The 21,689-nt window shown below is 69.7% G+C and carries 16 protein-coding genes; 3 read left to right on the forward strand and 13 right to left on the reverse strand.

What is annotated here, in order from left to right; translation table 11 throughout:
* Nucleotides 1-11 precede the first annotated feature (11 nt).
* From IM767_RS03770 to IM767_RS03815, 10 genes are all read right to left on the reverse strand, one after another.
* On the reverse strand, nt 12-1,298 hold the full coding sequence (locus IM767_RS03770) for an ABC transporter substrate-binding protein (protein WP_109209114.1): 1,287 nt from the start codon (nt 1,296-1,298) through the stop codon (nt 12-14).
* A gap of 52 nt (nt 1,299-1,350) precedes the next feature.
* Nucleotides 1,351-3,441, reverse strand: a complete 2,091-nt coding sequence (locus tag IM767_RS03775; protein ID WP_109209115.1) for a beta-galactosidase — start codon at nt 3,439-3,441, stop codon at nt 1,351-1,353.
* Between the two features lie 53 nt (nt 3,442-3,494).
* Nucleotides 3,495-4,142: a DUF624 domain-containing protein gene (locus tag IM767_RS03780; RefSeq protein ID WP_109209116.1), complete on the reverse strand. Its 648-nt coding sequence runs from the start codon at nt 4,140-4,142 to the stop codon at nt 3,495-3,497.
* 8 nt (nt 4,143-4,150) lie between these two features.
* Nucleotides 4,151-5,092, reverse strand: a complete 942-nt coding sequence (locus IM767_RS03785; RefSeq protein ID WP_109209117.1) for a carbohydrate ABC transporter permease — start codon at nt 5,090-5,092, stop codon at nt 4,151-4,153.
* Entirely contained in the window at nt 5,089-6,084 is a 996-nt protein-coding gene (locus IM767_RS03790; protein ID WP_109209118.1) for a carbohydrate ABC transporter permease, read from the reverse strand. The genes IM767_RS03785 and IM767_RS03790 overlap by 4 nt, the downstream gene beginning before the upstream one ends.
* A gap of 76 nt (nt 6,085-6,160) precedes the next feature.
* Complete coding sequence (locus IM767_RS03795; protein WP_109209119.1) at nt 6,161-7,462, reverse strand: ABC transporter substrate-binding protein; 1,302 nt, start codon at nt 7,460-7,462, stop codon at nt 6,161-6,163.
* Nucleotides 7,463-7,711: 249 nt separating this feature from the next.
* The gene (locus tag IM767_RS03800; RefSeq protein ID WP_109209120.1) at nt 7,712-8,698 is read right to left on the reverse strand and encodes a family 43 glycosylhydrolase; all 987 of its coding nucleotides are present in this window, start codon (nt 8,696-8,698) and stop codon (nt 7,712-7,714) included.
* Nucleotides 8,695-9,789, reverse strand: coding sequence for a Gfo/Idh/MocA family protein (locus IM767_RS03805; RefSeq protein ID WP_109209121.1), 1,095 nt, complete (start codon nt 9,787-9,789; stop codon nt 8,695-8,697). Before IM767_RS03805 ends, IM767_RS03800 begins: the two co-directional genes overlap by 4 nt.
* Before the next feature lie 211 nt (nt 9,790-10,000).
* Nucleotides 10,001-11,788, reverse strand: coding sequence for an ABC transporter ATP-binding protein (locus tag IM767_RS03810; RefSeq protein ID WP_109209122.1), 1,788 nt, complete (start codon nt 11,786-11,788; stop codon nt 10,001-10,003).
* A gap of 58 nt (nt 11,789-11,846) precedes the next feature.
* Entirely contained in the window at nt 11,847-12,854 is a 1,008-nt protein-coding gene (locus IM767_RS03815) for a LacI family DNA-binding transcriptional regulator (RefSeq protein ID WP_109209123.1), read from the reverse strand.
* Between the two features lie 337 nt (nt 12,855-13,191).
* Here IM767_RS03815 and IM767_RS03820 point away from each other — a divergent pair, with 337 nt between their 5' ends.
* The 3 genes from IM767_RS03820 to IM767_RS03830 are packed head-to-tail and all read left to right on the forward strand — an operon-like array spanning nt 13,192 to nt 16,943.
* Nucleotides 13,192-14,193 (forward strand): ABC transporter permease, encoded by a 1,002-nt coding sequence (locus IM767_RS03820; protein WP_109209124.1) that lies wholly within the window; start codon nt 13,192-13,194, stop codon nt 14,191-14,193.
* Between the two features lie 13 nt (nt 14,194-14,206).
* Nucleotides 14,207-15,163: a carbohydrate ABC transporter permease gene (locus IM767_RS03825; protein ID WP_198425640.1), complete on the forward strand. Its 957-nt coding sequence runs from the start codon at nt 14,207-14,209 to the stop codon at nt 15,161-15,163.
* Nucleotides 15,164-15,194: 31 nt separating this feature from the next.
* Entirely contained in the window at nt 15,195-16,943 is a 1,749-nt protein-coding gene (locus tag IM767_RS03830) for a type 2 periplasmic-binding domain-containing protein (protein WP_109209125.1), read from the forward strand.
* A gap of 487 nt (nt 16,944-17,430) precedes the next feature.
* Here IM767_RS03830 and IM767_RS03835 read toward each other — a convergent pair whose 3' ends face one another.
* The 3 genes from IM767_RS03835 to IM767_RS03845 are packed head-to-tail and all read right to left on the reverse strand — an operon-like array spanning nt 17,431 to nt 21,584.
* Nucleotides 17,431-18,036, reverse strand: a complete 606-nt coding sequence (locus tag IM767_RS03835) for a YesL family protein (RefSeq protein WP_109209126.1) — start codon at nt 18,034-18,036, stop codon at nt 17,431-17,433.
* A 54-nt stretch (nt 18,037-18,090) separates the two neighbouring features.
* Nucleotides 18,091-19,080, reverse strand: a complete 990-nt coding sequence (locus tag IM767_RS03840; protein ID WP_109209127.1) for a LacI family DNA-binding transcriptional regulator — start codon at nt 19,078-19,080, stop codon at nt 18,091-18,093.
* On the reverse strand, nt 19,074-21,584 hold the full coding sequence (locus tag IM767_RS03845; RefSeq protein WP_109209182.1) for a glycosyl hydrolase family 95 catalytic domain-containing protein: 2,511 nt from the start codon (nt 21,582-21,584) through the stop codon (nt 19,074-19,076). The genes IM767_RS03840 and IM767_RS03845 overlap by 7 nt, the downstream gene beginning before the upstream one ends.
* Nucleotides 21,585-21,689 lie beyond the last annotated feature (105 nt).

The raw sequence follows: 21,689 nt of genomic DNA on the forward strand, positions 1-21,689 counted from the left end.
CTGAACGGCGCTCAGCCGAGGATGGCGTCCGCTTCTGCGAAGAACTGCGTCACGGCGTCGTCCACCGAGATCGCACCGAGGCCGATCGACTTGCCGAGATCCCAGAAGGTCTGCTCGAGCGAGCCATATCCCACGACAGGGACCGGCGGCGCGTCGCCGATACGCTCGGCGGCGGACTCGATGTAGTCGGCGACCTGCTTGTCGGCGCCCTCCACAGTCGTGCCTTCGAGCTTCGACGATGACGCGGGGAATCCGAGCGTGGTGCCGAAGATCTCGCCGGCGTCCGGACTGTTCACCACGAAGTCGAGGAAGAGGGCCGCGGCTTCCGGGTGCTCGCTGTTCGCGGCGATCGCGACCTGGAGGCCGGCCTGGCGGTAGAGGTCCTTCGAGCCTTCCTTGGAGGTCGGCGGGGCGACGATCGAGATCGACGAGGCGCCCGAGTCGGCGAGATATCCGCCGAGGAAATTGCTCCAGCTCATCTCGCTCGCGGTGATCGCGGCGCCGAAGCCCGACTTCGGCGAGAGCTCCTCGAGCTTCTGTTGCGGCACGGTGACGCCATCGCGGATCTGGGCGCCGGACTCCCAGAACTCCCGGAGGTCGTCCTTGGCGAATCCGAGCTCGCCGTCTTCGGTGTAGAGGTCGCCGCCGTCGGCGCGCAGCTGCAACTCGAACACCTGGATGCGCTGCGTGTAGTCGGTGCCGCCATACACCGCACCGCCGGTGGCGTCGGTGACCGAGGCCATCCAGTCGTCGAACTCCTCGAAGGAGGTGCCGCCTTCCGGTGCTTCCACGCCCACCTGGGCGACCAGGTCGTCGTTGACGAAGTTCGCCCACAGGCTGTAGCCCGTCGGCAGCGAGTACTGCACTCCCTCGAGTGCGCCGGTGCCGAGCAGCGACTCATCGAAGGTGGTCGTGTCGATGTAATCCGATACTTCGGCGAGGTCGAGCAGGTTGCCCGACTCGCCGTACTGACGCAGGTAGCTGTCGGAGAACTGGAAGACGTCGGGAAGACCCCCGCCGGCCGCCTCGGTCTGGCGCTTCTCCCAGAAGCTCGGGAAGTCCGTGAACGAGGTGTTGACCGTGATGTTCGGATACTCCTCGTTGAACGCGGCGATCAGCTCGTTGTAGCGCGTCGCGCGGTCGTCGTTGCCCCAGAACGCGAAATCGATGCTGACCTTCTCATCGGGGTCGAACGCTGCGGCGTCGTCGTCGGACGAGTCGCCGGCACAGCCCGAGAGGACGAGGGCGGCGCCGACGGTCAGGGCAGCGGTGGCGAGGAGGGGGCGAGGTGCTGGCATGGAGATGCTCCGGTCTTCGTTGCGATGGGTGTCAGGGATGCTGACGGTGGGCTCAGGCGCGCGCCACCGCGTCGCTCGCGGTGAGCGAGGGGCCGGAGGGCGCGGCTGGGCCGGAGGGCGCGGCGGGTGCGGAGACGAACGCCACGCCCTGGGGGTCGAGCACCACGCGATCGACGGCGACGCCGGTCTCGGCATCCGTCCCCTCGATCGCGATCTCGACGCGCGCGTCGCCGTGGTTGATGAGGGTGACGAGGTCCCCCCGCCGGGCCGCCTCCACGCCCGCGGGGAGGCCCGCGACGACGGGGTGGACGCCGGATGCCGCGACCACCGCGCCGACGACGGCATCGAGCGCGTCGGCCCCCGGCTGCGTCGCGGTGTACCAGGCCTCGCCGGCGCCGAAGCGGTGACGGGTCAGCGCCGGGGCGCCGGTCTGCGCTCCCGACGTGAACGCCGCGACGACGTCCGCGCCGGACGCGTGGATGGACTCGGCCACCACCCGGCCCGACAGCTCGGTGCCGTTCAGCTCGAAGGTGACGGCGCCGCGGGCGGCGGCGCTGCGCGCAGCCTGGACGGCGTCGGCGTTCAGCGCGCCGACGCCGGCCGCGGCCGACGAGGTGCCGGCGAGGGCGCCGAAGTCCTCGAAGCGCAGACCGAGCACCGGACCGAGCTGGGTGAGGAAGCCGCCGTCGCGGAACTGGTCGTGCGCGTCGACGATATCGCTGAAGGGGCCGGTCAGCAGGGTGCCGCCCGCCTCGACGAAGCGGGTGAGCGCCGCACCGCCCTCGTCGCGGAGGAGGTACAGCGCCGGGGCGACGACGAGGTCGTAGCCTTCGACCTCCTCCGGACCGACGATGTCGACCTGGATGTGCCGGGCGTGGAAGGCGCCGTACCACTCGAGCACGAGCGCGAGGTAGTCGATCTCGGTCGGGTGGTCGCGCTCCTCGACGGCCCACCAGTTCTCCCAGTCGAACACGAGCGCGACCTGCGCGTCGCGGCCGGGCGCGGGGAGGGCCGGAAGCGCGGCCAGGCGCGCGCCGAGCTCGGTGACCGCGTCCCAGATGCGGGTCCGGGTGCCGGCGTGGGGGAGCATCGCCGAGTGGAACTTCTCACTGCCCGCGCGGGACTGGCGCCACTGGAAGAACATGATGCCGTCGGCGCCGCGCGCGATGGACTGGGCGGTCTCGGCGACCAGCGCACCGGGGCGCTTGCCGGGGTTCGCGGGACGCCAGTTGACGGCATCCGTCGCCTGCTCCCACAGCAGCCACGGCACGCCCGGCTTGAGCGATCGCACGAGGTCGCGCTGGAAGGCGGCGTCGCGCACGCGGTGCGGGTTGGCGGGGTCGGGGTAGCAGTCGTCGGCGATCACGTCCATGAACGGCGCCCACTTGCGGTAGTCCGCGGGCTTGAACGGTCCCATGAAGTTGGTGGTGATCGGCTGCGTCGCGCCGGCGGCCTGCAGGATCTCGCGCTCCATCAGGTAGCACTCCAGCAGCATGTCGCTGGTGAAGCGGCGCCAGTCGAGCATCGACGACGGGTTGTGGCTGTACGGCGCGAGTCGCGGCGGGAAGACCTCGTCGAAGCCGCCGTACCGCTGCGACCAGAAGCTGGTGCCCCATGCGTCGTTGAGCGCGTCGACCGTCGCGTAGCGGTTCTGCAGCCACACGCGATACGCGTCGCGCGCGGCATCGGAGAAGTCCATCCAGAGGTGGCACCCGAACTCGTTGCCGACGTGCCACATCACCACGGCGGGGTGGTGCACGTAGCGCTCGGCCAGGCGACGCACCAGCTCGCCGGCCAGGCGCCGGTAGGTGGGCGACGACGGTGCGAAGTGCTGACGGCTGCCCGGCCAGTACGAGGCGCCCGACTCGTCGGCGGGCAGCGTCTCGGGGTAGGTCGCGCTCACCCACGGCGGGGGAGAGGCGGTCGCCGTCGCGAGGTTCACGGCGATGCCGCCGGCGTGCAGCTTGTCGATGACGGTGTCGAGCCACTCGAAGTCCCACACGTCTTCGGCGGGCTGGATGCGCGACCACGCGAAGATGCCGAGGCTCACGATGTTGACGCCGGCCTCCTGCATGAGGCGGACGTCCTCGTCCCACACCTCCTCGGGCCACTGGTCGGGGTTGTAGTCGGCGCCGTACAGCACGTCGAGCAGCTCCTCTGGCTGGGGTTTCGGATCGGAGAAGGGAGGGCGGGCGGTCAGCGCCGGCTGCGGCGCGCCGGGAGGGCGACGACCGCGAAGGCGGCGCAGCCGAGCCCGGCCACGATGAGGGGCGCGAGCATCCAGGTCACGACGCCCACGAGCACCGCCGCGGCGGCGAGGTAGATCGCGGCGACGGGGTCGGCGGCGACGGCCGAGGGGATGCCGCGGACGGCGGCCTTCCAGCCGCCCTCGGGCGTCCATGCGCCGGCGGCGACCAGCAGCGCGGTCGCGCCGGCGGCGAGGCCCAGCCAGCCGACGAGGGCGACGACACCGCCGCCGGGCAGCGCGCCCGAGTTCGCCAGATAGATGTCGAGCGTCAGCACGAACGCCAGGGCGACCCCCGCGACACCGACGACCAGTCCGCCGGGGAGTGCCGCACGCCAGTCCTGCCAGAACGTGCGCACGTGGGACTGCTCGGCGTTCACGTAGCGGCGGAGATGACGGATGCCGGCGGCCAGTGCGGCCGGCAGGGTGACGACGAGAAGCCCGGCCGCTGTCACGAGCAGGCCCGTCAGCAGCACCTCGCCGAACAGGGCGAAGGCTCCCTTCGCGCCCGGGTAGCGGGCGGGTTCGCGCTCTTCGAGCGTGGGCCCGCTGCCCGAGGCGTCGGCGCGACGCGCCGCACGGAGTTCTCGACGGTCCATGGCAGGTCCTATCCCTTGAGGCCCTGGGTGGCGACGCCGTCGACGAGGAAGCGCTGGAACACCAGGAAGAAGAGGAGGACCGGGAGCAGGGCGATGAAGGATGCCGTGACCGTGGCGCCGTAGTCGCTGACCGAGGTCTGGTCGTTGTAGAGGCGCAGCGCGATCGGGAGCGGGTAGTTCTCGGGGCTGGTGAGGTACAGCAGGGGTCCGAGGAAGTCGTTCCACGCCCAGATGAACGCGAAGATCGAGCAGGTGATCAGGGCGGGCTTGATCAGCGGCAGGATGATCGACCAGAAGATCCGCATGTGGCCGGCGCCGTCGATGCGGGCCGCTTCGTCCATGTCGCGGGGCATCTGGCGGATGAACTGCACCAGCAGGAACACGAAGAACGCCTCGGTGGCCAGGAACTTCGGCAGCAGCAGCGGCCAGAACGTGTCCACCATCTCGAGGTTGTTGAAGATGATGTACTGCGGGATGATCACGACGTGGAACGGCAGCAGCAGCGTGCCGATCATCGCCGCGAACAGGATGCCGAGGCCCTTGAACTGGATGCGGGCGAATGCGTACGCGGCCAGCGACGATGACAGCAGCACGCCGATGACGGAGCCGACGGCGATGATGAGGGAGTTCAGGTAGAACCGCCACATCGGCACGCCCGCGATGCCCTCCAGCACCTTGACGTAGTTGTCGATGGTGGGGGTGTTGGGCAGCAGGCCCATGTTGGAGCCGAACTCGCTGTTGGGCTTGAAGGTGGCGAACAGCAGCCACACCAGCGGGTAGAGCACGACCGCGGTGATCGCGAGGAGCACGACGAACCAGATGACGGTCTGCCAGGTGCGGCGCTTGACCTTACGGCGCGGCTGCGGCGCCGCGGTGGACGGGCGGTCGGGGTCGACCTGGTTCTCGGTGAGGACGAGGGCGTTCTCGCCGAACGAGGATGTGGTGCTCATCGGTTGTCTCCGGCGTAGTGGACCCAGGAGCGCTGGGTGCGGAAGAGGATGAAGGCGATGATGGCGACGACGATCAGCAGCACCCACGCGATGGCGGCGGCGTAGCCCATCTGGCCGTCCGAGAAGCCGCGCTTGTAGAGGTAGAGGGTGATGAAGTTGGTCATGCCGGCCGGGCCGCCGGTGCCGTTGGAGATGATGTAGGCCGAGGCGAAGACCTGGAAGGCGCCGATGAGGCCCAGCAGCAGGTTGAAGAAGATGACCGGCGACAGCATGGGCAGGGTGACCGCGCGGAAGCGGTGCCAGGGGCCGGCGCCGTCCATCTCGGCGGCCTCGTACAGCTCCTTGGGGATCTGCTTCAGGCCGGCCAGGAAGATGACCATGGTCGCACCGAACTGCCAGATCGCGAGCAGGATCATCGCGGGAAGGACCAGGGCGGGGTTTCCGATCCAGCCGCCGAGGTCGATGCCGATCGCGGAGAGGGCGTTGTCGACCGGGCCGTCGGAGGCGAACATCGCCCGCCACACGATCGCCACCGAGACCGAACCGCCGATGAGCGACGGGGCGTAGAAGGCGGAGCGGAAGAAGCCGGCGCCGCGGTCGCGGTAGTTCAGCAGCATGGCCACGCCGAGAGCGGCGGCCAGCGTGATCGGGGTGCCGACCAGCACGTAGATCAGCGTGATCTGCGCGGACTGCATGAACGCCGGGTCGGACGTGAACATCCGGATGTAGTTGTCGAGCCCGATCCACCGGGGCGGGCTGAAGATGTTGTAGCTGGTGAACGACAGGTACAGCGAGTACGCCATCGGGATCAGCGTGAGGCCGAAGAAGCCGACCAGCCACGGCACGAGGAATCCGTAGCCGGCGACCGTCTCGCGCACGACGCGCTGCCGCTGGCCGGGACGGTTCAGGTGCTCCGGCCGGGGCTTGCGGAACAGGGACCGGCGCGATGACTTCTCACCGGTCACGATGACTCTGGTCGCTGTGGTGCTCACGAGGACTCTCCGATGCGGGTTCTGAGGAGTGGTGTTCCGGGCCCGGGCGCCTGCTGCGCCCGGACCCGGAAGACTGTCACTGGTTGAGGACGACGTCCATCTCGGCGAAGAACTGCGAGACCGCTTCCTCCACCGTGATCGTGCCGAAGTTGAGCTCGGTGCCCAGCTGGCGGAACTTCTCCTCGAGGGTGCCGTAGCCGACGATCGGCACGGGCGGGGCGTCGCCGAGGCGGTCGGCGATCGACGCCTCGTAGTCCTTGACCTGCTGGCTCAGCGGGTCGAGCTCGGCGGCGTCCAGGGCGGTCTCCGAGGCCGGGAGGCCGCGGTTGGTGCCGAAGATCTCACCGGACTGCGGCGAGTTCACGAGGAAGTTGACCAGCGTCGCGGCCGCCTCGGGGTGCTCGGTGTTGGCCGAGATCGTGTGCAGCATCGAGGGCTTGAGGTACAGGTCCTTCGCGCCCTCCTCCGTCACCGGGGGAGCGATGAGGCCGAGCTCGGTGTAGTCCGCGCCGAGGCCCGCGAGGTAGCCCGCGCCGAAGTTGTCCCACGTGAGCTCGCTGGCCGTCAGCGCGCTGTCGAAGGCGCCCTTCGGGGCGACCTCCTCGACGCGCTGCTGCGGGATGCCGATGCCGTCGCGGATGTCCTGGCCGGACTCCCAGAACTCGGTGAGGCGCTCTTCGTCGAAGCCGGGGGTGCCGTCCTCGTTGAACAGGTTCTCGCCCTCGGAGCGCAGCTGCAGCTCGAAGTTCTGGATGCGGCCGGTGAAGTCGCCGCCGCCCCAGAATGCGCCGCCGGCACCGTCGGTGACCTCACCCATCCACTCGGTGTAGTCCTCCCAGCTGCCGCCGGCGAACTCCTCGACGCCCGCCTGCTCGAGGAGCTTCGGGTTGGTGAAGAGGCCCCACGCGTTGGTGGAGGTGGCGATGCCGTAGGTGACGTCGTTGACGACGCCGATGCTGAGGATGTTCTCGGGCAGCGGGTCGGTCTCGATGATGTTGCCGAGGAACGGGTCGAGGTCGAGCAGCAGCTCGTTCTGCGAGTACTGGCGCAGGTACGAGTAGTCGAACTGCATCACGTCGGGCAGGTTGCCGCCGGCGGCCTCGGTCTGGCGCTTCTCCCAGAACTCGGGGAAGGCCAGGAACGTGGAGTTGACCGTGATGTTGGGGTACTCCTCGTTGAAGGCGGCGATCGCCTCGTTGTAGAGCTCCGCGCGAACGTCGTTGCCCCAGAACGCGAGGTCGAGGGTGACCTCCTCGTTCGGGTCGAAGGTCGGGTCGGCTTCGGGGGCGTCCTCGCTGCCGCCGGCGCAGCCGGCGAGCACCAGGGCGGTGCCGGCCGCGATCGCGGCGACGGCGAATGCCCGCTTCTTGCTGAACATCCTTGTCCTCTCTTGAACGTCTGCGTTCGCTGTCCGCGAGAGACGTTCGTCGTCTGTGTTGCGGTGTGGGGCGCGTTTCCCTTGGTGCGGATCGGGCCGTGATTGGAAAGCGCTTGCCCGCTACGGTACCTCGTCTAAAAACGTTTCGCAAGACATCTGGGCGAGAAATTAGAACGATTCAGTAACGGGGAGCCGAGTCGGCGGGTGCGCGACTGTGCCCGGTCACAGTCGCGGGCCGGCGGGAGCCGGTCAGCGCTCGGCGACGAGGACGCCGTCGACCACGCGGAGCCGTGCGACATGCACCGCGCTGCGCCGGTGACTGCGCTCGTCGGTGTCGGCGAGCTCACTGCCGTCCCACCACGGATGGGTGAAGAAGTAGAGGCGGGCCTCGTCGTCCACGACGACCACCGAGCCGTGCCGGCCGATCTGCACGCCGTCGCGCGGCGGTCCGCTCTCGCCCAGGATGACGGCATCCGCCCCGCCCTGACGCTCCCACCGCACGGCGTCGTCACTGCGATGCACGGCCATGCCGCGCCACTCGTCGGTGAGCATGAACCACGCGCCGTCCAGCGCGAAGACGAAGGGGCCCTCGTGCGGGCGGCCGCCGATTGCGGTGCCGTCGAGGTGCCACGACTCCAGGTCGTCCGACACCGCGACGGCGGTGGTCGAGTCGGCGGCCTCGTCCTTGTACCAGAGACGCCAGCGGCCGTCGGGGCACCGAGCCACGGCGGCGTCGATGACGAGGTCGCTGGCGAGCTCGAGGGGTCCTCGCCGCGTCCACTCGCGCAGGTCGGCCGATGTGTACTCGACAATGCGCCGCGGGTGGCCCGCCCACTCCGTCGGGATGCCGTCGATCTCGGTGAGGTACATGCGCCAGCGGGCGCCGTCGTGGATGACCTCGGGTGCCCAGTGCGTCTCGGCCACGGCAGCCGGGGGAGCGCCTTCGCGCAGCAGCAGGCCGCGCGCGGCATCGAGGCCGGGTGTCATCGGCTCGAGCGTGCCGACGTACTCCCAGCGCAGGCCGTCGTCGCTGCGGGCGACGCCGATGCGAGAGCCGTGCACCCACGCGACGCCCGGTCCGGGGTCGGGGTGGGTGGCGCGGCGCTGCGTGTAGAACATCCACCAGCCGTCGGCCGCCCGCACCACGGTCGGGTCGGTCGCACCGTCGTACACGGGGTCGCGGTAGATCTCGCGCGGCGCCGGAGCGTCGGGATCGAGGGTCGCGTCGACCGTCATCGGGCCGGTCGCAGGTCGATGACTGCGCTCGCGAAGCTCTTGCGGTGCGTGGGGTGCACGGCCAGGTCTGCCGGCGTGACCACGTCGCCGTCGGCGGAGGCCGAGGCGTAGATCGCGGCGACGATCTCGATCGACCGTGCCGGCGCGTCCGCCGTCGGCGGCAGCGGCGCGCCCGTGCGCAGGGCGTCGAACACGTCGCGCAGGAGCGGGGCGTGGCCGCTCGGCTCCTCCGCGTCCGTCAGCTCCCAGGTGGCCGCCTCGGCGGGGTCGACGTGGGCGGCAGGGGTGATGAGCCAGTTGTCGTGGCCATGGCCGTACAGGTGGTCGACGGTGATCGTGGCCTTCTCGGTGTCGATGCGGATGGTGCTGACCTCGCGGGGAGAGAGCGTGCTCGACACCATCTGGGCGACCACGCCGCCGTCGAACACGATCGTCGCGGTCGAGACGTCCTCGGTCTGCGTCTCGCGGTCCAGCCTCCACAGGCGTCCTTCGACACGGGTCCAGTCGCCCAGGAGGAACGCGAGCAGGTCGATCTGGTGGATCGCGTGGCCGAGCGTCGTGCCGCCGCCCTCGGTCTCCCACTTCCCCCGCCACGGCACGGCGAAGTACGCCGCATCGCGGTACCAGAGCGTCTGGCACTGGGCCACGAGCGCACGGCCGAGCGCGCCCGAGTCGAGCAGGCGCTTGGCGTGCGCGGCCGCGGTGCCGGTGCGCTGCTGGAAGACCACCGCGAGGCGGCGGTCCGCGGCGGCCGCGGCATCCGTCATCTCCTGCAGCTCGTCCAGCGACGGCGCCGGCGGCTTCTCCACGACCACGTGCGCTCCCGCGGCGAAGGCGGCCAGGGTCTGCGCGTGGTGCGCGCCGGGAGGCGTGCAGATGTGCACGACGTCGGGGTGCTCGGCCGCGAGCAGCGACTCGAGGTCGTCGTAGACCGCCGGCACCCCGTACGACTCGGCGAACGCGTCGGCCGACGTGCGGCTGAGGTCGGTGGCTGCCACGAGCTCGGCATCGGGATACGCCGCGATCGCCCTCGCGTGCGAGTGGGCGATGGCGCCGGTGCCCACGATGGCGCAGCGGAGGGTGTCGGTCACGGGGGCTCCTTCGGGTGGATCGCGAGCGGATGCCGCAACCGGCGGCATCCGCTCCCTCCAGGGTAGGCGCTCATCCCGGAAAGCGCTATCCCATCACGGTCGGCGCAGTCGCGTCTGCAGAACTCCGCAGGAATCGACGCGTCGGGTTTGCGGAAACGCTTCTTCGCGTGCCCCCGCCCGATTCTGGAGGAGTTCTGCAGGGGCGCGCGCGTCACCGGGGGAGGCCCGCCTGGGTCGCGTGAAGGTGCGCGTAGCGGCCGGCGGCGGCCACGAGGTCGTCGTGCGCGCCGACCTCGACCACCTCGCCGTGCTCGAGCACCACGATGCGATCGGCCTGCCGGATGGTCGAGAGCCGGTGGGCGACGACGAGGGTGGTGCGGCCCTTCATGAGGCGGTTGAGCGCCTCCTTCACGAGCTCCTCCGACTCGGGGTCCAGCGCCGAGGTCGCCTCGTCCAGGAGCAGGATGCGGGGGTCGCGCACGAGCGCCCGCGCGATCGCCAGACGCTGGCGCTGCCCGCCCGAGAGGCGTGCGCCGCGCTCGCCGACGACGGTGTCCCAGTTCTCGGGCAGCCGGTCGACGAACTCCGCGGCGTTCGCGTCGCGCAGCGCCTCGCGCAGGCGCTCGTCCGACACGTCGTCGAGGCCGTACGCGATGTTCTCGCGGATGGTGCCCTCGAAGAGCACCGACTCCTGCGGCACCACCGAGACGGACTGGCGCACGGTGCGCAGGTCGAGCTCCTGCATGTCGGCGCCGTCGAGCAGGATGCGGCCCGCGGTCGGGCGCACGAAGCCGAGCACGAGGTTGAGCATCGTCGACTTGCCCGAACCCGACGAGCCCACGAAGGCCACGGTCTCGCCGGGCGTGATGTCGAGCGAGACGTCGTGCACGGCATCCCGTTCTGCTCCGTCGTAGCGGTGCGAGACGTGACGGAGTTCGAGGTGCCCGCCGACGCGGTCCACCGCGCGCTTGCCCTCGTTCTGCTCGAGGTCGGGCTCCTGCAGCACCTCCGAGATGGAGCGCATCGACTCGAGGCCGCGCGCGCCGACCGGGATGAGCATGAGCAGCGACGTGAGGCCCTGTGTGAGCAGGGTGAAGTACGTCGACAGCAGCACGACCTCGCCCGGCGTGATGGGGAGGATGCCGGTGAGCGCGAAGATCGCCGCGAGCACGAGGCATCCGAGTCCCAGCAGCTGCATCGCGACCCACGAGATCGACGCGACGTGGCCGTTGAGCATGTCGAGGTGAAGGCCCGCGCGGCGCACGCCGTCGGCGCCGGCCTGCACGCGCGACACCGCGGTGCGCTCCAGGCCGTGCGCGCGCGTCACCGGGATGAGCGACGCCATCTCGCCGACGCGGGCCGCGAAGCCCTCGACCTCGCGGCGGAACACCTCGTTGCGGGCGCGCGAGCGGCGGCTGAGCGCCCACCGCAGCACGAGGGCGACCGGAACCGCGAGGGCGTACACCGGCAGGAACTGCGGAACCGCGATGGCGGTCATGACGATCGCGCCGATCAGCACCATCGTCGCCGACAGCAGCGGGTGCGTGACCTGCTGGAGCATCAGCTCGACGTTCTCGACGTCGCGGACGACCTTGGTCTGCACGATCGACGAGCTCACCCGCGTGTGGTACCCGATCGACAGGCTCTGCAGCCGCGCCGCGAGCGCGTTGCGCAGGTCGGCGCCGGTGTCGCGCACCACCGTCATGAAGTTGCGCGTGTAGACGATGTGCATCGGATAGTTCTGCAGCAGCAGCACGGCGGCCACCGAGAACCAGATCAGCACCGTCGACACCTCGCCGCCCGTGGCGACGATGTCGATGATCTCGGCCGTCACCACCGGTAGGAACCACAGCGGGATCTCTTTGCAGGCGAACGCGAGCAGAGCCAGTGCCATGCGTCCGGGTCGCCGCGCGAGCAGCTTGAGGACCGAACGGCCGGGTCGGGGATTCTGGACGATCGAGATGGTGCGGATCGCACCGGTAAACGCTTTCTGCGTCATGATGACATGGTACTGACGGATGCCGCCATCGCGGCACTGCGGAAGGCGATCGGTGGGTTCAGCCGGCGGTAGAGGCGCGCACGATCAGCTCGGGCTGGTACACGATGTTGCCGAGGTCGGCCCCGGCGGTGCCCGCGATCCGCGCCAGCAGGATCTCGGCGGCGGTGCGGCCCATCTCGCGCGCGGGCTGGCGCACCGAGGTGAGCGGCACGCCGGCGATCGCCGCGAACTCGATGTCGTCGTACCCCACGACGGCGACGTCCTCCGGGACGCGCACACCCCGCGAGATGAGGCCGTGGACCAGGCCGATCGCGAGATGGTCGTTCGAGGTGACGATGCCGTCGGGGCGCTCGGCCGGGGCTCGGGCAGCCAGCTGCTCGCCGAACGCGAGGCCGCGGTCGGACGTGGTGCGCTGGGTCCAGATCGGCTCGATGCTCGCACCCGGGTGCGCGGCGACGGCCAGGCGCGCACCCTGCAGGCGCTCCCGCACCTGGCGCACCTCCTCGCGGGCCCCCACGAAGGCGAGGCGTCGCCGCCCGGTCGCGATGAGGTGCTCGGCGGCGAGGCGTCCGCCGGCGACGTCGTCGAACGAGACGGAGGGCAGTTCGCCAGTGTCGTCGACCGCGTCGACGAGGACGACCGGGATGCCGCGTCCGCGCAGCCGCTCGAGCCACGGCTCGAGTGGACCGAAGGGGCTCACCAGGGCGCCTTCGACCTGGACGCGCTCGAACAGCTCGAGGTGGTCGCGCTCCTTGGCGATGTCGTCGCTGGAGTTGCCGACCAGTACACGCAGCCCCGCGGCCGAGGCGGCGTCCTCGGCGCCCGCCACCATGTCGGCGAAGAAGGGGTTCGCGATGTTGATGACGGTCATGCCGAGCAGGCCCGACCGTCCGGCGCGCAGCTGCCGGGCCGCCTGCAGGGGGACGTATCCCAGCTGGTCGGCGGCCGATCGCACGCGGCGAACCAGGCGCTCGCTCACCATGTCGGGGCGATTGAGCGCGTTGGACACCGTGCTGATGGACACGCCCGCGCGCTCGGCGACGTCGCGGATGCCGACTCGCTTCATGTCGCTGGTCCTGTCGTGATCACCCGGAGCAGGTCCGGGAGCGGGCGCCGCCGCGCGCCCGATCCGACAATGGTAGGCGTTTTCCGATGGGAGAGCGGTGCGTCGCGAGGCGAGGGGATCGTTACCCCGGCGTTACGAGATGACATTTGACGAACTGTGGTGGTGCCGCTTACCCTTCAATCGAAGCGGTTCGAAATCGAAGCGGTTCGACAATGGCACCGGCAACCGCGTCCCCTGCGGCAGGGCCACCCCCACGTACACGAAGGAGTGACATGGAACGGCGTCATGCTCACCCGGCGGCGCCCTCATCGGGTGCCGCACGTCCGGGCACGGTCCGATGACCACGCAGGCTCAGGCGCAGACCGTCTTCCAGGAGGCGGCGGTCCACAACCTCGAGAAGAACACGAACAAGCGCCGCGGCCGGCGGCTCCGGCCGGCCGGCAGTCGCACGTCGTTCAAGCTCTTCCTGTGCATCGTGCCCTTCCTGGTGCTCGCCTTCCTGTTCTCGTATCTGCCGCTCTACGGCTGGATCTACTCGCTGTACGACTACAAGCCGGCGCTCGGCCTCGAGGGCAGCGAGTTCGTCGGACTCCAGTGGTTCCAGATGCTGGTCAGCTCGCCGACTCAGATGGCGCAGATCGGCCAGGTGCTGCTCAACACCCTCGCGATCAGCTTCCTCGGCATCGCGACCTCGGTGCTCCCTCTCTTCTTCGCGATCCTCCTCAACGAGATCAAGGCGCCGTGGTTCCGCAACTCGGTGCAGACGCTCACCGCGCTCCCCAACTTCATCTCGTGGGTGCTCGTCTACATGATCGCCTTCTCGCTGTTCTCCAGCTCGGGCCTCGTCAACGACGTGCTGATGGATGCCGGGCTCGTCACGGCGCCGATCAAGTTCCTCGACACCGACCAGAACGTGTGGATCACCATGACGCTCTGGAGCATCTGGAAGGGCCTCGGCTGGGGCGCGATCATCTACCTCGCCGCGATCGCGGGCATCGACCAGTCGCTGTACGAGTCGGCGCGCATCGACGGCGCCGGGCGCTTCCAGCTGATGCGCTACATCACGCTGCCGCAACTCATGCCGACCTACCTGGTGCTGCTGCTGCTGTCGATCGCCAACATCCTCAACAACGGCATGGAGCAGTACTACGTGTTCCAGAACGCCTTCAACAAGGAATGGATCCAGGTCCTCGACCTGTACGTCTACAACATCGGCATGACCGGCAACAGCCTGTCGCTGGCCACCGCGATCGGAATGCTCAAGAGCCTCATCTCGGTCGCCCTCCTGCTCACCGTCAACGCGGTCTCCAAGCGCGTCCGCGGCGAATCGATCGTGTGAAAGGCATCCGATCATGACCACGACGATGACGAAGACGCTCACCACCGCGAAGAAGGGCGATACCTCCGCCCGCTACCGCTCGACTGCCGGCGATGTCCTGTTCCGCCTCGCGAACTACGCGGTGTTCGCGCTGTTCGCCCTCATCTGCGCGTACCCCTTCTACTACCTGATCATCAACTCCATCAGTGCCAACGACGTCTCGGCGCTCGGCGACGTGCGCCTGTGGCCGGTGGGCTTCCACCTGTCGAACTACGCGCAGGTCTTCCAGCTGCCGGGCCTGCCGATGGCGACCGTCGTCAGCATCGGCCGCACCGTCATCGGCACGGTGCTGACCGTGCTGGCGTCGGCGTTCCTCGGCTTCATGTTCACGCAGACCCGCATGTGGGGCCGCAAGTTCTGGTACCGCTTCCTCATCATCACGATGTACTTCAGTGCCGGCTTGATCCCGGTCTTCATCATCATGAAGACGCTGGGACTGACCAACAACTTCTGGGTGTACGTCCTGCCGTTCGTGGTGCAGCCGTTCAACGTCATCCTCGCGAAGACCTATGTCGAGTCGATGCCGAAGGAGCTCCAGGAGGCCGCCGAGGTCGACGGGGCCAACATCCTGCAGGTGTTCTTCAGGGTCTACCTGCCGAACATGACGCCGATCCTCGCGACCATCGCCATCTTCAGCGCGGTGACGCAGTGGAACAGCTTCCAGGACACCCTGATCTACATCACCGACCAGAGCCTGTACACGCTGCAGTACCTGCTCTACATGTTCATCAACCAGGCCTCGAGCCTCGCCCAGGCCGCGCAGAACGCCGGCGGCAACATCGGTCAGATCGCCGGGCTCGCCACCGAGCAGACACCGACCTCCATACGCATGACGGTCTCCGTGCTGGTCGTGCTGCCCATCATCTTCATCTACCCCCTGTTCCAGCGCTTCTTCGTGAAGGGCATCATGCTGGGCGCCGTCAAGGGATGACGGCGGCCGGTCCCACCAAGAAAGGAAAGCAATGAAGCTGAGAAAGAAGGTGTCCCTCGCCGTCGTGGCGCTGCTCGCGGCGGGGTCGCTCGCGTCCTGCAGTGCGGGCGGCGGCGAGCAGGGCCCGATCGACGAGTTCCCGGAGAAGTGGGACGAGGAGATCACGATCGACGTGTTCGACGGTCTCGCGAACTACATGGGCGTCCAGCAGGGCTGGTTCGCCAAGATCGTCGAAGACAAGTTCAACATGAAGCTCAACATCATCGCCCCGAACGTCGCGGGCGGCGGTGACACCCTCTACAACACCCGCGTCGCGGCCGGTGACCTCGGAGACCTGATAATCACCGACAAGGGTGAGAAGCTCGACGAGCTCATCGAGGGCGGGCTCGTGCAGGACTCGGCGAACTACTACCCGGCCATGGAGAACGCCGCGCAGTTCGACAAGGCCGTCGAGCACCTCAACGACGGCAAGGACGGCGTGTACGGCTTCCCGTCGGCGGTGTCGTCGCTGCAGCCGACCGAGCCGTCGGAGGGCCTGAACCCCACCTTCGGCCCGTACGTGCGCTGGGACTACTACAAGGAGCTCGGCTACCCCGAGATCGGCACCCTCGAGGATCTCCTGCCGGTGCTCGCCGACATGCAGGCAGCACACCCCACCGCCGACAACGGCCAGCCGACCTACGCGTTCTCGCTGTTCAAGGACTGGGACGGCAACATGATGGTCACGGCCAAGCAGCCGGCCTGCTTCTACGGCTACGACGAGATCGGCTTCGTGCTGGCCAAGGCCGACGGCTCGGACTACCAGAGCATCCTGGATCCCGAGAGCGAGTACATGCGCAACCTCAAGCTGTACTTCGACGCGAACCAGCTCGGCCTCGTCGACCCCGAGTCGACCACGCAGAACTACGACACGCTGTTCTCGAAGTTCCAGAACGGGCAGGTGCTCTTCTCGTGGTGGCCCTGGCTCGGCCAGTCCGCCTTCAACACCGAGGCCAACATGGCCGCGGGCAAGGGTTTCCAGATGGCACCCCTGCAGGACCAGAACATCTTCTCGTACGGCGCGGAGGCGTACGGCGGCAAGCAGGTGTTCGCCATCGGCTCGAAGGCCGAGGACCCGGAGCGCATCGCCGCGTTCATCGACTGGCTATACTCCGCCGAGGGCGCCTACGCCAACAGCAGCCAGACCGGTGCGTCGGCCGGCCCGCAGGGCCTCACGTGGGACGTCAACGACGCCGGCGAGCCCGAGCTCACCGACTTCGGCAAGCAGGTGTTCCTCGAGGGCGGCGCGACCGTTCCCGAGGAGTGGGGCGGCGGCGACTACGCCGACGGCGTCTCGGCGCTGAACCTCAACGCGGTGCTTCCGATCGAGGTCGACACCGAGACCGGCTTCCCGTACAGCTACACCTTCTGGCCGACCTACCAGGCGTCGATCGCCAACCCGTTGACCGACGACTGGTCGGCCAAGATGGGCGACGCGACCTCGACCATGGAGTACCTCGAGGCAAACGACCAGGTGCTCGTCGCGCCGGGTGCGAGCTACGCAGCCCCCGCCGACAGCTCCGAGATCGAGACGCTGCGCAACCAGGTCAAGGAGATCATCAAGCAGTACTCGTGGCAGATGGTCTTCGCCGAGAACGAGGCGCAGTTCGAGTCGCTGCGCGACGAGCTCATCGAGACCGCCAACGGCCTGGGCTACGAGCAGGTGCTCGAGTTCGACATGGACAACGCGAAGTCGCAGAACGACCAGCGCGTGGCCGTGACCGAGGAGTTCTCCAGCTGATCCGGTGATTCCAGCGAGGGGCCCGGGATGCGCCGCATCCCGGGCCCCTCGTCGTTTCCGGTGCCGCCCCGCCGCCTCGAGCATCGATGCCGCAGGCCCCCGCGCGCCACCTGTCCGTACGTCGATCTCGTCCTCAACTGAGGAGCATTCCCGAGTTGCGGAGCCGGCTGGGGTCCGCGGTCCGCAATTGCGCTCTCGTCCTCAGCTGAGGACGGAATGCCGCGTTCCGGAGCCCGTTGGAGCAGCCAGTCCGCAACCGCGCACCGGCCCTCAGCCGAGGCCGGACCGCCGCGCCCTGGCGCCCCGGTCCGCGAACGATTCTGTTCCTCAGTTGAGGGACACTGCCGAGTTGCGGAGTCGTGCCCGAGCCTGCGGTCCGCAACTCGGCGCTCGTCCTCAGCTGAGGAACGCGAGGGCCGGGGCTGACGACACAGAGAAGAGCGGATGCCGGGGGCCGCGGCATCCGTCACCTCCGAAGCTGAGGGGGTCAGGCGTCGTGGCGGGTGAAGACGCTGCGGAAGAGGAAGGCCGTGGCGTAGGCGCCGACGGAGAAGCCGATCGTGGCGACGAGGATCGCGACGGGCGGGAAGAGGATCGTGAGGGCGACCGCCGTCACGGGGATGATGAGCACCCCGAGGGTGCGGACCGGCTCGGCCGCCGGAAGCAGCAGCGAGTTCTTCAGCGTCTGGCCCACGCTGTTGCGGAAGTACGCGACCTGCGCCATGGCGTAGAGGAAGGCCGCGAAGAGGTAGACCGCGCCGATCACCGCGACCACACCCGCGACGCCGGCGAAGAGCGCCGGGTGGGAGAACCAGAACACGCTCGAGAATCCGAGCAGCAGGGCGGGTGCGAGCAGGCACAGCATCAGGACGGTCGACCGGCCGAAGTTCGCGCGGAACGCCGGGAAATAGTCCTTCAGGGGTCGTCCGCTCTCGTCGTCGGAGTAGCGGATCGTCACCTCGAACAGCGCGCTCGTCGCGGCGCCGATCGTCACCACCGGCAGGCAGAGCACGATGTAGAGGAGGTTCAGGGCGACGAACGTGAGGAACGTCGAGAAGCCGCCCAGCGCGCGACTGTCGGGGTCGATCCGCATGCGCCGGTCACTCTCCGACCGGTCGGGCCACACAGCCCCGGGCGTTGCTCACCGTCATGCTGCCGCGGTGGGGCCGGTGAGGGCGGGCGGCAGCAGCCGGACCGCGGGCTTGGCGCCGCTCGAGAGGATCTCGCAGATCATGTCGGTCGCGGCCGCGCCGATCGCCTCGGCGGGCACCGCGATGCTGTCGGCCAGGCCCGACACCGAGCGGGCGACGTCCTCGGGGCAGAGGGCAACGATGGCGAGCTCCTCGCCGTCACGGCGTCCGCGCTGGGTGATCGTCGTGGCGACGTGGGGGAGCGCGCCCTCGTTGTGGACGAAGAAGCCGGTGATGTCGGGGTTCTCGGTCATCACGTCCTCGACGGTCGCGACAGCCTCGGCGGTGCTCGGGCATGCGTGCACCGTGCCGACGACACCGCTCGCCTCGCACGCGGCGAGGAAGCCCCGCGCGAGCCGGTCGGCGTACGACGTGTGGCGCGTCATGACCTCGGGCGGCGAGCCGATGAGGGCGACGCGTCTGTGCCCCAGCGCGACGAGGCGGTCCACCGCAAGCCACCCCGCGGCCTCGAAGTCGAAGTCGACGCACGGGATCGCGCGGCGCCCCTCCGGAAGACCGATGAGGACACTCGGATGCCCCAGCCCCGACAGCGTGTCGATGCGCGGGTCGTCGGACTCTACGTCCATGACGAGCAGCGCATCCACCATCGACCCCTTCGCGGCGCGCTGCAGCGCCTTGGAGTCGTCGCTGGCGAGCAGGAGGATGTCGTAGCCGTGCTTGCGCGCCTGCGTGACGACGCCGGTGACGATCTGCATCACGACGTGCACGTCGACGCCGGTGCGCAGCGGCGCCTGAAGGCCGATGACGTTGGTCGAGCGCGAGGCCAGCGACCGGGCGCCCGCGTGAGGGCTGAATCCGAGGCTGTCGATGGCCTTCTCGACCCGGTCGCGCGTCTCCTGCGAGATGGCGCGCTTGCCGCTCATGACGTACGACACGGTCGAGATCGACACGCCCGCCGCCTGCGCGACGTCCGCGATCGTCACCATGAGTCTCCCCGTTCCCCTGCATCGATCACCCGGGTGTCTCCCGGGGCGAGATCGTACGTGCCGAGCGGTCCGTCCGGCCCGTGCACACTCATTGTCGCCGCTCGCGCGCCGGCCCGAAGACGCGCGCGCACGAGCGCGCCGCCCGCCCACTCGAGGTCGACCGACACGTCCCCGCGGGACCGGATGCCGCGCACCGCGCCCTCGGTCCACTGCGGAGGCAGCGCGGGCAAGAGCCGCAGCGTCACGCGGGCGGCCGCGTCGGCCGCTTCGGATTCGTCGAAGGACTGCACCAGCGCCTCGGCGATGGCCGCCGTGACGCCCAGGTTGCCGTCGATCTGGTACGGCGGGTGGGCGCTGAAGAGGTTCGGGTAGAGCCCGCCGCGGTGCTCGCCGGAGTTCTCGTCGGCGGGGCGCAGCGCCAGCCGCAGCTGCGCGTGCACCGCGTCGCCGTCGCCGAGCCGTGCCTGCATCGCCGCGCGCCACGCGAGAGCCCAGCCGGTGGACTCGGGGCCGCGCAGGCGGATGGATTCGGATGCCGCACGCGCGAGTCCGGGCGTCGCGTCGGGGGTGATCTGGGCCAGCGGGAAGAGCCCGACGAGGTGCGAGAGGTGGCGGTGCAGCGGCTCGGCCTCGGGACGCTCGCGGTCCCACTCGAGAAGGTCGCCGCGCTCGGACACCGCCGGGTCGGGCAGCGCGTCGGTCCGGGCGGTGAGTTCGGCGAGCCACGGCTCGTCGACGCCGAGCACGGCGGCCGCGCGCCGGCAGACGGCGGAGAGCTCGCGCAGCAGCGCGACGTCCATCGTCGCGGTCTCGCCGACGCCGCGCTCGCGGCCGTCGGCGTCGAGGTAGTGGTTCTCGGGCGAGGTCGAAGGGCTCGTCCACGAGCGCTCGCCGTCGGACTGGATCCACGAGAGCGCGAACGCGGCGGCCGAGGCCAGCACCGGCCACGCCTCCTTCCGGAGGAAGTCGCGGTCGCCACTGAACGTGTAGTGCTCCCACAGGTGCAGCGCGAGCCACGTGCCGCCGAGCGACCAGTTCGCCCACGCGGGGTCGCCGTGACCGGCACCCACCGGCGCGGCGAAGCCCCAGGCATCCGAATTGTGGTGCGCCACCCAGCCGTCGGCGCCGTAGAGCTCGCGGGCGACCACGGGCCCCGTCGTCTCGGACAGCCGCCGCGTGAACCGCAGCAGCGGCTCGTGGCACTCCGCGAGGTTCGTCGTCTCGGCCGGCCAGTAGGCCATCTGGGTGTTGATGTTGAGGGTGTACGCGCTCGACCACGGGCCCGGCAGCTCGGCGTTCCACAGGCCCTGCAGCGTGATGGGCAGGCCGCCGGGCTGCGACGACGCGATCAGCAGGTACCGGCCGTAGTGGAAGGCCAGCGCTGCGAGGCCGGGATCGTCGTGCTCCTCCGCGCGCCGTACGCGCTGGACGGTGTCGAGTGCGGCGACGGCGTCATCGGTCACCGGCAGCTCGAGCGCGCACCGGTCGTAGAGCTCGCGGTGCGCTGCCTCGTGGGCGGCGCGGAGGTCGGCGGCGGTGGCGTGGACATCGACGGAGCCGCGGATGCCGCGCAGCACCGCCGCCGCGCGGCCGAGGGCGTCGCGGGCATCGGCAGGCTCCCCGGGCAGCGAGGGCGCCGTGGCCGTGGCGACCGCGAAGAGGTGCGTGGTGGCGGACTCGGCGACGAGCGCGGCGTCGACCACGGCGGCCGCGCCGCGGGCCTGCACGAGGATCGCGGCGTGGCGACCGTGCTCCTCGTCGTACCGGATGGGCTCGGCCGGGTCCTCATGGCCGGGCGCCACGTCGACGGGGAGCCACCACTCGGTGGCGAGGTCGCCGCCGGCCGAGCGCGGCGCCGAGCGGGGGCGCAGGAGCGACCCGACCTCGAGGCGCACGTGCACGGGTTCGTTCGCGGTGACCTCGAGCATCAGGGCTCCGGTGACGAGGTCGGCCCAGGTGCGGTGGGTCACGTCGATGTCGCCGATCGAGTACGCGTGGGTCGCGACACCGGTCGCGAGATCCAAGCGCCGGGAGTAGATCTTCGCGGTGTCGTCTCGCTCGTTCCCCGCTCGCTCACCGAGGGGCTTCGAGGCCAGCGTGCTGGGGCCCCCGGCATCCGTCTCCACGGTCAGATCGATCCAGCCGAGCGGGAGGTAGGCCTGCACCCACGGCGCCTGCATGCGCTGCAGCAGCGACTCCGCCGTCTCGATATCGCCGGCGTCGATTGCGGCGCGCACCTCATCGAGCGCCGCGGCGCCGCGCGCCGTCACTCCCTGAAGGACGTCGGCGCCGACCTGGCCCGACCACGCGGTGATGTCGTTGAGCCAGAGCCGGTCGCCCCCGACGAGGCCGGCGCACATCGCCCCCCGGATGCCGTTGCCGACGGGATAGGCCTCGAGCCATCGCGACGCCGGCCCGGACGCGCGCAGGCTGTGGAGCCCTTCGGCGAGCTCGGGAGCCGAACCGGGGGCCTGCGGAGCCGCGTCATCGCGGTGCGTGGACATCGTCACACCCTTAGTATATGGTCTCGGTGTTGAAGCGCTTCGAAAGTTCGACGCTCGACCACTGACCGGCTCTCCGAAACCGCCCACGAACGAAACTCAGCGAAG

The sequence above is a fragment of the Microbacterium ureisolvens genome (assembly GCF_015278315.1).
Taxonomy (GTDB): Bacteria; Actinomycetota; Actinomycetes; order Actinomycetales; family Microbacteriaceae; genus Microbacterium; species Microbacterium ureisolvens.

Excerpts from the sequence above, each read along its gene's own strand:
- IM767_RS03770 (WP_109209114.1), bottom strand. The coding sequence starts at position 1,298 with ATGCCAGCACCTCGCCCCCTCCTCGCCACCGCTGCCCTGACCGTCGGC.
- IM767_RS03780 (WP_109209116.1), bottom strand. The coding sequence starts at position 4,142 with ATGGACCGTCGAGAACTCCGTGCGGCGCGTCGCGCCGACGCCTCGGGC.
- IM767_RS03785 (WP_109209117.1), bottom strand. The coding sequence starts at position 5,092 with ATGAGCACCACATCCTCGTTCGGCGAGAACGCCCTCGTCCTCACCGAG.
- IM767_RS03795 (WP_109209119.1), bottom strand. The coding sequence starts at position 7,462 with ATGTTCAGCAAGAAGCGGGCATTCGCCGTCGCCGCGATCGCGGCCGGC.
- IM767_RS03800 (WP_109209120.1), bottom strand. The coding sequence starts at position 8,698 with ATGACGGTCGACGCGACCCTCGATCCCGACGCTCCGGCGCCGCGCGAG.
- IM767_RS03810 (WP_109209122.1), bottom strand. The coding sequence starts at position 11,788 with ATGACGCAGAAAGCGTTTACCGGTGCGATCCGCACCATCTCGATCGTC.
- IM767_RS03815 (WP_109209123.1), bottom strand. The coding sequence starts at position 12,854 with ATGAAGCGAGTCGGCATCCGCGACGTCGCCGAGCGCGCGGGCGTGTCC.
- IM767_RS03820 (WP_109209124.1), top strand. The coding sequence starts at position 13,192 with ATGACCACGCAGGCTCAGGCGCAGACCGTCTTCCAGGAGGCGGCGGTC.
- IM767_RS03825 (WP_198425640.1), top strand. The coding sequence starts at position 14,207 with ATGACCACGACGATGACGAAGACGCTCACCACCGCGAAGAAGGGCGAT.
- IM767_RS03830 (WP_109209125.1), top strand. The coding sequence starts at position 15,195 with ATGAAGCTGAGAAAGAAGGTGTCCCTCGCCGTCGTGGCGCTGCTCGCG.
- IM767_RS03835 (WP_109209126.1), bottom strand. The coding sequence starts at position 18,036 with ATGCGGATCGACCCCGACAGTCGCGCGCTGGGCGGCTTCTCGACGTTC.
- IM767_RS03840 (WP_109209127.1), bottom strand. The coding sequence starts at position 19,080 with ATGGTGACGATCGCGGACGTCGCGCAGGCGGCGGGCGTGTCGATCTCG.
- IM767_RS03845 (WP_109209182.1), bottom strand. The coding sequence starts at position 21,584 with ATGTCCACGCACCGCGATGACGCGGCTCCGCAGGCCCCCGGTTCGGCT.